This is a genomic window from Streptomyces sp. GbtcB6, from assembly GCF_019091475.1.
In the GTDB taxonomy this organism is placed as follows: domain Bacteria; phylum Actinomycetota; class Actinomycetes; order Streptomycetales; family Streptomycetaceae; genus Streptomyces; species Streptomyces hyaluromycini.
Genome location: NZ_JAGXJL010000078.1, coordinates 1 through 14,700, shown reverse-complemented (window position 1 = coordinate 14,700; position 14,700 = coordinate 1). Strand labels below are relative to the sequence as shown.

Genomic DNA, 14,700 nt, shown 5'->3' with positions numbered 1-14,700 from the left:
GCTCTTATGAGACCGCCTGTCAGCAAGCCGGTCAATCCCTCGCGCGCGACTTGTTGACTCCGCGTCTACCCCGGTGCGGGACCCCTCAGAAGCCGAGCACCGCCCGCATCACCGCCCGGGCGATCGGCGCCGCGTCCCCGCCCCCGCTGATGTCCCCGCGGTCGGCCGCCGCGTCCTCGACCACCACCGCCACCGCGACCTTCGGCTCCAGGTCGTCGTCCGCCTGCGCCCAGGACACGAACCAGGCGTACGGCACCCCGGAGTTGCCGAGGCCGTGCTGCGCGGTGCCGGTCTTGCCGCCGACCGTGGCGCCGCGGATCGCCGCGTTCGTGCCGGTGCCCTCCCGGACCCCGTCGACCATGAGTTCCTTCATCCGCACGGCCGTCGCGGGACTCATCACCTGCCGCACCGGCCCCGCACCGCCCGTGGCGACCGTCTCACCGGTCCGCCGCACGGTCCGCTCCACCAGGTACGGCGGATGCGCGAGCCCCCCGTCCGCCACCGCCGCCGCGACCATCGCCATCTGCAGCGGCGTGGCCCGGGTGTTGTACTGCCCGATCGACGACAGGGCCAGCTGTGCCTTGTCCACCGTAGTGTCGAAGGTGCTCGGCGCGGCGGTGAACGGGATGCGCAGCCGGGTGTCGTTGAAGCCGAACGCCTCGGCCGTCGCCGTCATGTCCGCCGCCCCCACGTCCACGCCCAGCTTCGCGAAGACCGTGTTGCAGGACCACTCGAAGGCCGCCCGCAGCGAGGCGTCCGCGCAGCCGTCGCCCTCGTTGGTCAGCCGGGTCGTGGTGCCCGGCAGCCGGTAGGGGTCGGGGGAGTCGGTCGGCGCGTCCAGGTCGGTGACCACGCCCGCGTCAAGGGCGGCGGCCGCCGTCACCACCTTGAAGGTCGAGCCCGGCGGATACGTCTGCCGTACCGCCCGGTTGAGCATCGGCTTCTCCGGGTCGCCGTTCAGCCGCGACCAGGCCGAGGTCACCGCCGCGCCGTTGCCGGACAGCTGGGAGGGGTCGTACGACGGGGTGGAGACCAGGGCGAGGATCCGGCCGGTCGCCGGCTCGATCGCGGCCACCGCGCCCTTGCGCGAGCCGAGCCCCCGGTAGGCGGCCTCCTGGGCGTACCGGTTCAGGGTCGTGACGACGTTCCCGCCCGGGTTCACCGCCCGGCCCGTGTCGTTCCACAGCGGGAACGGCGCCAGCATCGGGTCGGTCCCGGAGAGCACCGCGTCCTCGGCGTGCTCCAGGAACGTCGTGCCGTACAGCTGGGAGGCGAAGCCGGTGACCGGTGCGTACAACGGGCCCTGCGGATAGGTGCGTTCGTAGCGCAGTTGCTCCCCGCTGTCCCGGGAGCCGGTGACCGGCACACCGCCGACCAGGATGTCGCCGCGGGGGAGGCCGTAACGGGCGATCGAGTTACGGCGGTTGGCGGGGTTGTCGTCGTACGCCCGGGCCCGGACGACCTGGACGCGGGCCGCGTTGACGAGGAGGGCGAACAGCAGCAGGGCACAGAGGGCGCGGGCCCGCCGGACGTACCTGGCCATGCCGCCCCGCCGGCGGCCGTACCCGGTGGTCATGGGGCCACCTGTCCGTCGTAGTGGCGGCGGGCCGAGTCGCTCACCCGGATCAGCAGGGCCACGATCGCCCAGTTGGTGACGACCGAGGAGCCGCCCTGGGCGAGGAACGGCATCGCCATGCCGGTCAGCGGGATCAGCCCGGTCACGCCGCCCGCGATCACGAACACCTGGAGGGCCATGATCGAGGCGAGCCCGACCGCGAGAAGCCGGCCGAAGGGGTCGCGCAGGGCGAGACCGGCCCGGTAGCCGCGCTCCACGAGCAGACCGTAGAGGAGGAAGATCGCGGAGAGTCCGGCGAGACCGAGTTCCTCGCCCGCCGTGGCCAGGATGAAGTCCGACTTGGCGGCGAAGCCGATGAGGATGGAGTGGCCGAGGCCCAGTCCGGTGCCGAGGACCCCGCCGGCCGCGAACGCGAAGAGGGACTGGGCGAGTTGGTTCGGCCCCTGGCCCGCGTCGATCGAGGCGAACGGATGCAGCCAGTCCTCGATCCGGCCGTGCACATGCGGTTCCAGACGGCCGACGGCGAGTGCGCCGAACACGGCGAGCAGCAGGCCGACGGCGATCCAGCCGGTGCGCCCGGTGGCGACGTACAGCATCACGACGAAGAGACCGAAGAAGAGGAGCGAGGTGCCCAGGTCGCGTTCGAGGATCAGGACGCCGACGCTCACCAGCCAGATGGTGACGATCGGGCCGAGCACCCGGCCCGTCGGGAACTGCATGAACCACAGCCGGCGGCCGGCGTAGGCGAGCGCGTTGCGGTTGGCGGCGAGGTACGCGGCGAAGAACACCGCGAGCAGCACCTTCGCGAACTCGCTGGGCTGGATGGAGAATCCGGCGAACCGGATCCAGATCCGGGCCCCGTTGACGGCAGGGAAGAGGATCGGCAGGAGCAGCAGGACGAGTGCGGCGGCGACGCAGACGTACGCGTAGCGCTGGAGCACGCGGTGGTCGCGGAGCATCAGCACGACCAGGATGAAGAGGCCGACGCCCAGGGTGGACCAGACGAGTTGGGCGGGGGCGGCCCGGTCGCCGGGGGTCTGCAGGTCCAGCCGGTAGATCAGGACCAGGCCGAGTCCGTTGAGCAGCACGCCGATCGGCAGCGGCAGCGGGTCGGCGTACGGGGCACGCAGGCGTACGGCGAGGTGGGCGACGAGCGCGAGCACCCCGAGGCCGGCGCCGTAACCGACGGCGCCGGGCGGGACGGTGCCGGTCTTTGCCAGGCCGACCGCGCAGTAGCCGTACACGGAGAGCAGGACGGCCAGCACGATCAGGGCGAGTTCGATGCCACGGCGCCGGGGGAGGCGTACGGCGGAGATGGGGGCCGCGGTCGCCGCCAGGGTGGTTCCGGCCTTGGTCATGTCCGGAACTTACCCAAATAGTGGTAGTTGCGGGCCTTGCCGGTCAGCACCAGCGTGGCGTACGCCCGAGGGTGTCGATGTCGTGGGCGGGGCCCCAGGCCCAGGTGCCGTCGGTGAGCAGGTACCAGACGCGGTCGCCGTCGACGGGATCGCCGATGGCCCGGCAGTAGATGGAGACCTCCTCGCCGTTCGCGACGAACCGGATCCGCCGGCTGCCCCGCTCCGGCTGGTCGCGCAGCCAGATGCCGTCCCGCGCGGTGACGACGCCCCGGTAGCGGGCGGGGTCGTTGCCGCCGGGCTCGTCGGTGCCGCCGGGGCCGAGGAAGTCGTCGGTGCCGCCGGTGTTGCCGGTGTTGCCGACGCCGTCGAGGTGGTCGGAGTCGTAGGGGTCGGCGTACTGGCCGGTCCCCGGGTCGGCACTGTCCCAGCCGTCGTCGGCGAGGGCGGGCGAGGTGCCGCAGAGGGTGACGAGGGCGGCTATCGCGAAGCCGCGGGTGAGCGAGGAGCGCAGGGGCATGGGAGGTCTCCGAACGGGACGGGGTTCAGGTGAAAGGGGGAACCTGACTATTCGCCACGCTAGGAGGGGTGTGAGGAGGGCGCCTTCTGCGTTGAGCCGAATGGGGAGTGACGGAGAGTGGTGCATGTGCCGGCCGGTGGGGGTTGCTCGCGCAGTTCCCCGCGCCCCTAAAAGCCCCTTCAGGGGCGCGGGGAACTGCGCGACCAGCCACACACCACCCGCAGCCGCGCGTACCGCCCGCACCCCCCTCACGGGAGCGTCAACGTCGCCACCGCCCCGCCGCCGATCGCGTTGGCGAACGACAGCCGCGCGCCCAGCACCTCCGCCTGCCCCACCGCGATCGTCAGCCCCAGCCCGTGCCCCTTGGCCCCGCCCTCCGTCCTGAACCGCTGCGGGCCGTGTTCCACCAGGTACTCGGGATAGCCGTCCCCGTGGTCCCGCACGGTGACCTCCTTCCCCTCCACCGTCAGCACCACGGGCCCCCGCCCGTGCCGGTGCGCGTTGGCGACCAGGTTCCCCAGCACCCGCTCCAGCCGCCGCCGGTCGGTCTCCACCCACACGTCCCGTACGACCTTCACCTCGGTCTCCGTCCCGGACCCCCGCACCACCCGCTCGGCCAGCGTGCCCAGCGCCTCCGCGTCGGTCTCCAGCCGCTCCCGGCCCGCGTCGAGGCGGGAGATCTCCAGCAGGTCCTCGGTGAGCGTGCGCAGCGCGGCCACCCGGTCCCGCACCAGCTCCGTCGGCCGCCCCGGAGGGAGGAGTTCCGCCGCCGCGTGCAGCCCCGTCAGCGGCGTCCGCAGCTCGTGCGCCACGTCGGCCGTGAACCGCTGCTCGCTCAGCAGCTTGCTCTGCAGCGACGCGGCCATCCCGTCCAGCGCCGCGGCGACCGCGGCCACCTCGTCCTGCGGGCGGGCCGGATCCTTGGTCCGGGGGTCGTGCACGCGGGCGTCCAGGTCCCCGGTGCTGATCCGCCGGGCCACCTGGGCGGTGCCGTGCAGCCGCCGGGTCACCCGGGTCACCGCGAACGCGCCGACCAGCAGCGTCGCCCCGATGGCGAGCGCCGACGACCAGAGGATGGAGCGGTCCAGGCCGACGATGGTGCGGGCCTGCTGGGAGTAGTCGACGGCCACCGCGAGCGACCGGTTCAGGTCGGCCGGGCCCGCCGCCCACATCACGGGGTGACCGTCCTCCTCGTCCCTGGCGACCATCGTGCCGCGCTTCCCGGCCAGCGCCAGCGCCCGCAGCCGCGGCGGCAGCCCGCGCGGATCGACGCGGGCGCCCCGGGGCAGGGCGTCCCCCGCCTCGTAGGCGGTAGTCGCCTCCGCGAGCCGGGACAGCGCCTGGTCGCGGGCCTGCGCGACGGTCTGGTCGGTGACCGACACATGCACCAGGACGCCGAGCAGCGCGGCCAGCGCACAGCACATCACCGTGATGAACGCGGCCGACTTCGCCGCGAGCGTCCCGGCCCAGTGCGGGAGCCTCATCGCGCGCCCGCCGAAGCGGCTGCCGAGGGCATCGGGGTGCGGGTGTGCCGGCCCTTGCCGGTGCGCAGGAACTCGTCCCGGGAGAACACCATCGCCTTCCGCTCCGGGTCCCAGGCCCAGGTCGTCCGGTACTCGTACCCGCTGATCCCGGCCGGCGACCGCACGATCACCGTCCGTCCGGCCAGCTCCACGCCGATGATCGCGTCGTTGTCGTCGAGGACCTGCACCAGCCGGTGTTTCTCGACGGTGTACACGCGCAGCGCGGTCTGGTTGGTCGGATACAGCCGGAAGCCGAGCGTGAGCTCGTCCCGCCCGTCCCCGGTGAGGTCCCGGTAGTACGGCTTCAGCAGCGGACACCGCGCCCCGCCGCCGCCCGCCGAGCACTCCTGCATCCGGTCCGCGGTGTCGTGGTACGCCCCCTTGGCCCCGTAGTCCGCCGGGTCCGAGGCGATCTCCGCCCGTACGACGGCCACCGGATCCACCCCGCGGATGTCGTCGCCGGGAACCGTGATCCCCTTGACGGTCTCCGTGCTGCCCTCGTCGTAGGGCCAGGCCGGGCTGGACGCCGGCCGCAGGTCGGGCCAGAGCTTCGCGGGGCTGATCGCGGTCGGGGCCGCCCCGGCCGCGCGCAGTCCGCCGGAGTCGCCGCAGCCGGCCGCGGTCACCGTCAGCAGGGCGACGGCGGCCGCGGTCACGGCGGCACGGACGGGACGACGGGCTGGCACGCTGCTCCTGGCTCGGCGGGGTCGGTGGGCGGGGGCGGCTGCCCCGTACACCTTATTGGCGGATTCGTAGGGAAGTCCTTTTTGCGCCTCGGGGGCGGTGCAGGGGGCCGATGCAGGGGAGAGGCTACTCGGCGAGCTCCTCGAGGAGTCGGGCGGTGGACAGACCGGCCCGCAGGTACGCCACGAACAGCTCGTTGTGCAGCGCCCAGGGCGAGCGCCGGGCCCGCACCAGCCGGATCGCCTCCTCGGCCGTCCGCCCCTGGTGCACCAGCGCCTGCGCGACCACGAGCCCGGACCGGTTGTACCCGCTGTAGCAGCGCACCAGCACCGACCGCCCCGCGTCGAGGGCCTCGCTGGCCGCCAGCGCGAGCCGCATCACGCCCGCCAGCTGGGTGCCGTCCAGCGGCCCGTCCGGTATCGGCCACACATGGTGCTCGACCCCGGCGGCCGGCCCGTGCCCGGGCAGCCGAAGCAGACTCTGCACCAGGTCGAACTCGTCCCGCACCACGGCGGGCTCCAGCCGCCCCGAACGCCCCCGGAACTCGTGGCCGCCCATCCACAGCCCGGGCAGCACCTCGCTCCAGGGACTGTCCGGAGCCGGCACGTCGTACTGCTCCCCACGGATCCGCACCCGGCGCCTCCCCGCTGCGCGCGCCAACCCCTGTCAAAGGTAGCGGGGTTCTTGCCCCTGGAGCACCCCGCCTGTTCCCATGGTCGAGGGGTGATGACGCAATGAGCGGACTGCGCGTCGTGCCGACCTGGCGGCACGGTCAGGAGCGACTGTACGTATGCCTCACGGACGGAAGGAACATCGCCTGGTACGACCGTGAGGCGGGCCGGGTCAACCTGCTCAGCGAGGAGCGGCGGGACGACGTGCTGGAGACCCTGAGGCCGTTCCTGACCGGCTCGGTCACGATCGGCCCGCCGCCCGTGCCCACCCCCGCCGAACTGGCGCGGCTGACCCTGCACCCCGACGACGACCTGGCGCCCAACCGCCCCGGCGAGGCGCTGCTGGTCGCGCTCGACCGGGACCCCGGTCCGGCCCACCGCCTCCGCCCCGACCCGCGCCGCCGCTCCCTGACCGCGGAACAGACCGTCGGCGACGCCCTGGACCACCTGGACGGAGCCGGCTGGCACGCCCTGCACTCCGTCCCGCTGCCCGGCGGCGACCGCCTGCACCACCTGCTGATCGGGCCCGGCGGCCTGTTCTGCGTGCACTCCCTCTACGCCCGTAAGCAGAAGGTCCTGGTCGCCGACCCGATGATCACGCTGGGCCGCCGCGACCCCCAGCCTCTCCTGCGCCGCCTGCGGGCGGACGCCGACCGGGCCTCGTACGCCCTCACGGCGGAGGTCCGTCCGGTCCTGGCCCTGACCGAGCCGGCGGACGTCAGGCTGACGGCCCCGCCGCGCGAGGTCCACATTCTCCGCGACCGGGACCTGGACAGCCTGTCCCGCCTGCGCGGCGTCCTCAAGCCGGCGGACGTGGAGGCCCTGCACGCCATGGCGAGGGACCGCAACACGTGGGGGAGGGTGTAGGAACGATCAGGGGAGGGCACCTCAGGGCAGTGCCGCCGCGCGCCCCGCGTCCAGCAGCGGAGCCAGCAGGTCCCCGTGGTCCTGGACCCGCGGCACGATGTCCCCCGCCCGGAACACCAGCTGCCCCGCCGCCCGGCACTCCGCGACCTCCTGCCACGTCACCGGCGCCGACACCATCGGCTCCCGCCGTGCCCGCAGCGTGTACGGCGTGGCCGTCGTCTTCCGTCCCGCGTTCTGGCTCCAGTCCACGAACACCTTCCCCGGCCGAAGATTCCGCGTCATCCGGTGCACCACCAGCCGCGGCATCGCCCGCTCCGCCGCCACGGCCAGCTCCTTCGCGTACTCGCTCACCCGCTCGCTGGACGCCCCCCGCACCGCCGCCAGCAGATGCAGCCCCTTCGAACCGGCCGTCTTGGCATACGCCTCGATCCCGTCCGCCGCCAGCCGCTCCCGGAGCCAGAGCGCGACCTCGCAGCACTGCACCACCGTCGCCGGGGCGCCGGGGTCCAGGTCGAGGACGATCCGGTCGGCCTCGTCCGGTGTCCCCACCAGCCACTGGTGCGTGTGGAACTCGGTGACCAGGTTCGCCGCCCAGATCAGACTCGCGAGGTCCTGCACCAGCACCATCCGGGCCGCTCCCTCCGACCGCCGCACCTCGGCGGTCGTGACCCACTCGGGCGTACCCGGCGGCACGTTCTTGGTGAAGAACACCTGGCCGTCAGGACCGTCCGGGTACCGGAGGAACGAGACCGGCCGGTCCCGCAGATGCGGTAGCAGGACCCCGGACGTCGTGGCGTAGTAGTGCAGCAGCTCGCCCTTGGTGAACCCGGTCGCCGGATACAGCACCTTCTCCAGGTTGCTGAGCGCGACCCTTCGCCCGTCCACCTCTGTGATCGGCGTCATACGATGACAATCTCATACAAAGATGTACACCCTGGACGGAGGGAAGCCGGACGTGCGATCCATCTGGAACGGCGCGATCTCCTTCGGGCTCGTCAGCATCCCGATCAAGCTGGTGAACGCCACGGAGAGCCACTCGATCTCCTTCCGCCAGGTCCACACCGAGGACAACGGCCGCATCCGCTACCGCAAGTTCTGCGAACTGGAGGACCGTGAGGTCACCCAGTCGGAGATCGGCAAGGGGTACGAGGACGCCGACGGCACGATCGTCCCGATCACCGACGAGGACCTGTCCCACCTGCCCATCCCCACCGCCCGCACGATCGAGATCGTCGCGTTCGTCCCCGCCGACCGGATCGACCCGCTCCAGATGGACGCGGCGTACTACCTGGCGGCCTCGGGCGCCCCCGCCGCGAAGCCGTACACCCTCCTGCGGGAGGCCCTGAAGCGCAGCCACAAGGTGGCCATCGCGAAGTACGCGCTGCGCGGCCGCGAACGCCTCGGCATGCTCCGGGTGGTCGGCGACGCCATCGCCATGCACGGCCTGCTCTGGCCGGACGAGGTCCGCGCCCCCGAGGGTGTCGCCCCCGACGTCGATGTCACCGTCCGCGACAAGGAACTCGACCTCGCGGACGCCCTGATGGACACCCTCGGCGAGGTCGACCTGGAGGACCTGCACGACGAGTACCGGGAGGCCCTGGAGGAGGTCATCGCCGCGAAGGCGGCCGGCGAGGCCCCACCGGAGGCCCCCGAGCCGGCGACGGGCGGCAAGGTCCTCGACCTGATGGCGGCCCTGGAGAAGAGCGTGCGGGCGGCGAAGGAGTCGAGGGGGGAGAAGGCGGAGGGGGCGGAGGGGGCGGAGGTCACGCCGCTGCCGAGCACGAGCGGAAAGGGGCCGGGGGTGGCCGCGAAGGAGACGGCGGCCAGGAAGCAGGCGGCGAAGAGGACGGCGACCTCGCCGAAGAAGTCGGGGACCGTGAAGACGACGACCGCGAGAACGACGACTGCGAAGACGGCGACCGTGAAGACGACGACCGCGAAGAGGGGTACCGCGAAGGCGGCGCCGGAGGAGTCCACGGCCAGGAAGTCGACGGCGAAGAAGTCGGTGGAGAAGTCGGTGGAGAAGCGGGAGCCGGCCAAGAAGACGCCGGTCAAGAAGACGGCGTCAGCTCGCAGACGCTCCGCGTGAAAGCCCCCCGCCGGGTGTCACGGGCCTGTAATCGGTGCCCGGCTCCACCCGTCTGACCATCCATCACCGCGCGTGCCTCTTCGGCCTCGTTCCCCTCGGCCGGGCCGGTTATCGCCGATCGAAATAGTGCATATTTCAACATGTCGTTGGATATGGCGATGCGGTGGCGCAATGCTGGGTGGTGGGGGAGGGCCCGCCGCAGGGCGGGCAGACCGGCTTGTCCCCACCTGTGAAGGCATTGTCATGCGTGCACTGCATTTCCACCCCTTCGCCAGAACTCATCTCCTGTCACTGACCCAGGTACGCGCCCCGGCGGCCCCCGCCGCGGAGGACCGCAGGCCCCCCGATCGGCCCCGGGCCGCCTCGGGCCCGCCGGGCGGGACGCATGCCGCCGGTCCGGTTCCCCGGCTGTCCGCCGGTGAGTGCGGGCTGCTGCTGATCAGGCTGACCTTCGGGCTGCTGATAGCCGGGCACGGTGCGCAGAAGCTGTTCGGCATCTTCGGCGGGCCGGGCCTGGCGGCCACCGGCAGAGGCTTCGACGCCCTCGGCTACCACCCCGGCAAGGTCTTCGCCGTGATCGGAGGTCTCTCCGAACTCGCCGGAGGCCTCGGTCTGGCCGTCGGCCTGTTCACTCCGCTGGCGGCCGCCGCCGTCATCGGCGTGATGATCAACGCCATGGCGACCGTGAGCGGCGCCCACGGCCTGTGGATCCAGAACGGCGGAGTCGAGTACAGCGTCGCCATCTGCGTCGTCGCCTTCGCCCTCGCCGCCATCGGCCCGGGCCGGCTGTCCGTCGACCGGTTCTTCCCCTGGCGCTCGGACGGCTGGCCCGCCGCCGCCGTCGCGCTCGGTCTGGGCGGCATCGGTGCCGCGATCGCACTGAGCATCTGAGCTGCGGGACTGCCGCCATCCGTGTGGAAGCCCGGCCGACCGGAGCGGTTGCCGCCGCCTCGTGCGCGTGGCACGCCGAACGGCGGGCCCGCCCCTCCTACATTTCTCCTACATTCCGGCCGTACATCCCGGCCGGCGGACCGTCGACGGACCGTTGGCGGACCGTCATGGCCAGGGCCACGGCCATGGCCCAGCCCCGCCGGGCGTGGCACCGCCGTCCGGTCGCTCGGTTTCCCTGGGAGAGATGTGACCCGGTCCCGCATCCGTTCCTCGCTGGCCCTGCCGGTCGCCGGCCTGCTCCTCAGCACCGGCTGGCTGGCCGGCTGCGGGGACCTGACACCGGCCGGAGACTCCCCCGGCACCCGGCAGCCCGCGCCGGAGGCCGGCCACCGCCCCGCGGCCGGACCGCGGCTGCAGGACCCGCCGGAACTGGTCAGCCGCGGCGGCCTCCTCAAGGCGACCATCGTGGTGGAACGCCGCAAGGTGCAGGTCGGCGACCGTCAGCTGTACGCCACCACCTACAACGGGGCGTACATGCCGCCCACACTGCGCGTACGGCCCGGCGACCGCATCGACCTGACCATGACCAACCGCGTCGCCGACGACACCAACGTGCACATGCACGGTCTGCACGTCTCCCCGGACAGCCCGTCCGACGACGTCTTCATCGCCATCAAGTACAACCAGTCGTACCACTACGCGTACCGGTTGCCGTTCAACCATCCGACCGGCACGTTCTGGTACCACTCGCACGCGGACATGATGTCCGCGCAGCAGGTCGCCGGCGGCGAGTCGGGGGTCGTCATCGTCGAGGGCCTCCAGCAGTACCTGCCCCCGTCCCTGCGGGGCGTCACCGAGCACACCATCGCGCTCAAGGACTTCCAGATCGAGGGCGACTCGATCAGGACGCACCCCCTCAAGATCGGGGCGCCCACGAACCGCACCGTCAACGGCCAGCACAACCCGGTGATCGACATCCGGCCGGGGGAGACCCAGCTCTGGCGGCTCGCCAACATCGGCGCCAACATCTACTACAGGCTCCACCTCCCCGGCTCCCGCTTCCGCGTGATCGCCCAGGACGGCATCCCCGTCCGCAAGGCGTACGACCAGGACACGCTCGTGGTCGCGGCCGGGGCGCGGTTCGACGTCCTGGTCCAGGGCGGCAGGCCCGGCACCACGCGCCTGGAGACCCTCAAGTACGACACCGGCCCGGCCGGAAACAAGTTCCCCCGAGCCGACCTCGCCACCGTCGTCACCGGCGGCACGCCCGTGCGCCGCGCCGCCCTGCCGACCCGCATCGCCCCGCACGAGGACCTGAGCAACGCGAAGATCGCGGCCCGCAGGACCGTCGTCCTCACGGAGAACAAGGCGGGCACGAAGTTCTACATCAACGGCCGGCTGTACGACCCGCACCGGATCGACTTCACCGGCACCCTCGACACCGTCGAGGAGTGGACCATCCGCAACGACTCCGACGAGACCCACTCCTTCCACATCCACACCAACGAGTTCCAGCTGATGAGCATCGACGGGAAGCCCCAGGACCCCGACCACGGCTGGTACGACACCATCGACGTGCCGGTGCGCGGCAAGGCGGTCATCCGCATGCACTACACCGACTTCACCGGGAAGACCGTGGTGCACTGCCACATCCTCAACCACGAGGACATGGGGATGATGGCCGTCCTGGACATCGTCGCGCCCCGCGGGGACTCGTCCGGCAAGTGACCGTCGCACGGGCGGTGGGCCGATGCGGCCGGCGCCGCCACGCTGGTGGCGCCGCGAACCCGGCAGCGGTACCGCCACCAGCCACCAGCCGCCCACCGCCCACCGCCAAGGCCCCGACCCCGGCGTGACGGCTACGGCGTGCCAGCTACGGCGTGACGGCTAGGGCATGACGGCTAGGGCGTCCTCATCCGATGGCGTATGCCCGGTACACCGTCTCCACCGAACGGTCCCCGGCGGCGTCCGTCACCTCGGAGCGCAGGGCGACGGCGCCGGAGGCCGGGTTGCGGACGGCAGCCTGCCAGGTCGAGCCGGAGTGCTTGACGGTCGCCGCCTTCCAGGTCTTGCCGCCGTCGGCGGACGACCAGACCCGGACGGACTTGGCGGTCACCTTGGTGAGCTTCAGGTCGGGGCCCTGGGAGCCGCGCCCGGCACTGGCGTCGACGGTCGTGGTGCTGTCCGGTGCGGTCTGGTTGTGGCTGTTCAGCCCGGTGGGCAGGAACCGGGTCAGGAAGACGGGTGCGACCAACGACTTGTCCGGGTCGGCCTTGAAGTACCAGTCGAGGGTGGCGCGCGGCGACAGCATGCCGGTGGGGAAGGTGATCCCGGGCCGGTAGCGACGGGCGTCGACGGTCAGCCGGTACCAGCCGGCCGAGCGGACGGCACCGGAGAACTCGGCGTCGCCGGTACCCCAGTTGGTCAGGGTCTTCTTCTTGATGGTGGTGCTTCCCTTGGAGAGCACCACCGTCTCCTTCGTCGGGTCGGCCCCGCTGGTGCCGACGTCGGGGTCGCCGATCAGGGCGTCCGGAATGAAGGTGACGGACTTGTCCCCGAGCATCGGCAGGTAGTGCAGCGGACTCCACACGGCCCGGCCGAACGACTGGGTGACACTCTGCCCCGCCGTCAGCGTCCTGACCTTCGGGAATCCGCCGCTGACACCTTCGCCGTCGCTCGCGGTGATGTTGTCGCGCGGCTGCCAGGTCCCGGGAGTCACATGGACGGTGGCGCTGTACGGTGCGTCGTCGTCGCGGACGTCGGCCATCAGGTCGGTCGTGCAGTCGTCGACCTTCGGCACCGCCTGGACCGCGGTGCCGGTCTGACGGCCCATCTGCGTACCGCTGCGTACCGAGAAGCGCACCGTCGCCAGCTTCGACCGCTTGAACGACCCACCGGGCGAGGTCGGAATGCCGGTGCTGTTCTTCACGGCGACGTAGCTGTCGTCGCCCGACCACTGCGCCAGGTACCCGAACTGCAGCAGCTTGGAGGAGTTCGGGATGGCGTAGAGGGCCCCCTCGTCGTTCCAGCCGCCCGCGCTGTAGGCGGAAGGCATGTCGCCGGCACCGGCTGCGCACACCTGCGCGCTGATCCGCGCCGGGCCGGTCACGTCGGCGGGCGTGTCGAGCGAGACCTTGACGGCCTTGCCCTTGCGCGCGTCGAGCGTCACCGACTTGCTGCCCGACACCTGTACGACCTGGGCGCCGATGGTGTCGGTGCCCAGTCCCTCGGTGGCGCTCTCGTAGATGTCGGTCATCGCGATGTAGCGCCCCGACGGCAGGCTGAGCCGCTTGCCGGACTTGACGCTGTACGTCTGACCGGACGGCACCGCGACGACGGTGACCGTCGTCGAGACCTTCCCACCGTGCCGCCCCAGCGTGGTGACGGTCAGCGACCCCGACGCCGCCCGCGCGGAAGCGGCGGAGACAACCAACGGCACCAGTGCGGCCACCCCGACGAAAGCGAGCGATCTCCGTCGCACCATCATCAACTCCCCCTCGAACCCCCGAAGTCAGCCAATGATAGGTGTGCCACGGACATGACAGGCCAGGTAGGCGGCCTCCGCCTGATCAAGCCGCGGCAAAGAAGGATCACGTGGTCACCGGCACACAAGACGGCCGCGCCGTGCCGGCGTTGCTCATCGGCGCGTTCGTGCTGGGGCCGGCGTCGAAGGCGTACGACCCCCGCACGGTGCGCGTGGCGGTCGCGCTCTTCGGCGCCGCGGTACTCGAACGCATCGACGACGGGATCCTGGCCGACGGGGACAAGCCGACGGCCGATCTCGACGGCCCCGGAGAGTGATCCCGAGCTGTCCTGCGCTGCCCGAAGCGGGCGAGCGCAGAAGAACCAGAACTAAAGGCGCTGCTCGAGCGCGAGGTGTCGGGTCAGATCTTGATCACGGTGCCCCGTCCGCCGCTACTTGTCCTGCCGCGGGCCTGAGAGCTTGAGGTGCGGAGAGCAGATCGGAGCGGGTTGGGGTACTCCGGCTAAGCAGTGTCCTGGGCTGCCATCGCCAGGGAGCCAGGGACCGTGCGCGGGCGCGGCCCGGCCGAGGCCTCACTTCGGGCAGGGAACAGTGTTGAGGTTCTCCTGTCCCTGTCCGCGAAGTGTCTCCAAGGCCGGCGGAGCGCAGCGTTCAGTACTGCTCGGTCTCCACGAATCCCGCGTCCGCGTCGTCGGCGCCGAAGGCGTCGGCAGCGGCGATCGGGTTGAATCCGGGCGGGCTGTCCTTGAGGCCGAGGCCCATGCCGGCGAGCTTCTCCTTCACCTCGTCGATGGACTTCGCACCGAAGTTGCGGATGTCCAGGAGGTCCGCCTCGGAGCGCGCGATCAGTTCGCCCACGGAGTGGACGCCCTCGCGCTTGAGGCAGTTGTAGGAGCGGACCGTGAGCTCCAGCTCCTCGATCGGCAGCGCCATGTCGGCGGCGAGGGCGGCGTCCGTGGGGGTCGGGCCCATGTCGATGCCCTCGGCGTCGATGTTCAGCTCGCGGGCGAGACCGAACAGCTCGACCAGGGTCTTGCCCG

At 71.9% G+C, this 14,700-nt stretch carries 14 protein-coding genes; 5 read left to right on the top strand and 9 right to left on the bottom strand.

Going from position 1 to position 14,700, the window contains the following annotated elements; genetic code table 11:
• Positions 1-85 precede the first annotated feature (85 nt).
• From KVT45_RS50440 to KVT45_RS50415, 6 genes are all read right to left on the bottom strand, one after another.
• On the bottom strand, positions 86-1,543 hold the full coding sequence (locus tag KVT45_RS50440; RefSeq protein WP_217561092.1) for a penicillin-binding transpeptidase domain-containing protein: 1,458 nt from the start codon (positions 1,541-1,543) through the stop codon (positions 86-88).
• A 29-nt stretch (positions 1,544-1,572) separates the two neighbouring features.
• Entirely contained in the window at positions 1,573-2,934 is a 1,362-nt protein-coding gene (locus KVT45_RS50435; protein WP_217561055.1) for an FtsW/RodA/SpoVE family cell cycle protein, read from the bottom strand.
• Positions 2,935-2,977: 43 nt separating this feature from the next.
• On the bottom strand, positions 2,978-3,451 hold the full coding sequence (locus KVT45_RS50430) for an SH3 domain-containing protein (RefSeq protein WP_217561053.1): 474 nt from the start codon (positions 3,449-3,451) through the stop codon (positions 2,978-2,980).
• A gap of 248 nt (positions 3,452-3,699) precedes the next feature.
• Positions 3,700-4,935: a HAMP domain-containing sensor histidine kinase gene (locus KVT45_RS50425; RefSeq protein WP_217561051.1), complete on the bottom strand. Its 1,236-nt coding sequence runs from the start codon at positions 4,933-4,935 to the stop codon at positions 3,700-3,702.
• On the bottom strand, positions 4,932-5,660 hold the full coding sequence (locus tag KVT45_RS50420) for a hypothetical protein (RefSeq protein WP_217561049.1): 729 nt from the start codon (positions 5,658-5,660) through the stop codon (positions 4,932-4,934). The genes KVT45_RS50425 and KVT45_RS50420 overlap by 4 nt, the downstream gene beginning before the upstream one ends.
• 124 nt (positions 5,661-5,784) lie before the next feature.
• Entirely contained in the window at positions 5,785-6,291 is a 507-nt protein-coding gene (locus KVT45_RS50415; RefSeq protein WP_217561047.1) for a dual specificity protein phosphatase family protein, read from the bottom strand.
• Positions 6,292-6,392: 101 nt separating this feature from the next.
• On the opposite strand from KVT45_RS50415, the gene KVT45_RS50410 reads away from it, so the two are divergent.
• A complete protein-coding gene (locus KVT45_RS50410) occupies positions 6,393-7,196 on the top strand; it encodes a nuclease-related domain-containing protein (protein WP_217561045.1) in 804 nt (267 codons plus the stop codon).
• 21 nt (positions 7,197-7,217) lie between these two features.
• Here KVT45_RS50410 and ligD read toward each other — a convergent pair whose 3' ends face one another.
• Positions 7,218-8,099 (bottom strand): non-homologous end-joining DNA ligase, encoded by an 882-nt coding sequence (ligD, locus tag KVT45_RS50405; protein ID WP_217561044.1) that lies wholly within the window; start codon positions 8,097-8,099, stop codon positions 7,218-7,220.
• 52 nt (positions 8,100-8,151) lie between these two features.
• Between ligD and KVT45_RS50400 the strand changes: the two genes are divergently transcribed.
• The 3 genes from KVT45_RS50400 (at position 8,152) to KVT45_RS50390 (ending at position 11,904) form a co-directional block, all read left to right on the top strand.
• Positions 8,152-9,285, top strand: a complete 1,134-nt coding sequence (locus KVT45_RS50400) for a Ku protein (RefSeq protein ID WP_217561042.1) — start codon at positions 8,152-8,154, stop codon at positions 9,283-9,285.
• 408 nt (positions 9,286-9,693) lie between these two features.
• A complete protein-coding gene (locus KVT45_RS50395; RefSeq protein WP_254648546.1) occupies positions 9,694-10,176 on the top strand; it encodes a DoxX family protein in 483 nt (160 codons plus the stop codon).
• Between the two features lie 246 nt (positions 10,177-10,422).
• Positions 10,423-11,904 (top strand): multicopper oxidase family protein, encoded by a 1,482-nt coding sequence (locus tag KVT45_RS50390; RefSeq protein WP_217561039.1) that lies wholly within the window; start codon positions 10,423-10,425, stop codon positions 11,902-11,904.
• A 184-nt stretch (positions 11,905-12,088) separates the two neighbouring features.
• Here KVT45_RS50390 and KVT45_RS50385 read toward each other — a convergent pair whose 3' ends face one another.
• On the bottom strand, positions 12,089-13,660 hold the full coding sequence (locus KVT45_RS50385; protein WP_217561037.1) for a hypothetical protein: 1,572 nt from the start codon (positions 13,658-13,660) through the stop codon (positions 12,089-12,091).
• A gap of 110 nt (positions 13,661-13,770) precedes the next feature.
• Here KVT45_RS50385 and KVT45_RS50380 point away from each other — a divergent pair, with 110 nt between their 5' ends.
• On the top strand, positions 13,771-13,977 hold the full coding sequence (locus KVT45_RS50380; RefSeq protein WP_217561035.1) for a hypothetical protein: 207 nt from the start codon (positions 13,771-13,773) through the stop codon (positions 13,975-13,977).
• A gap of 334 nt (positions 13,978-14,311) precedes the next feature.
• Here KVT45_RS50380 and KVT45_RS50375 read toward each other — a convergent pair.
• On the bottom strand, positions 14,312-14,700 hold a 389-nt coding region (locus tag KVT45_RS50375), incomplete at its 5' end, for a DNA-directed RNA polymerase subunit alpha C-terminal domain-containing protein (protein ID WP_302832678.1).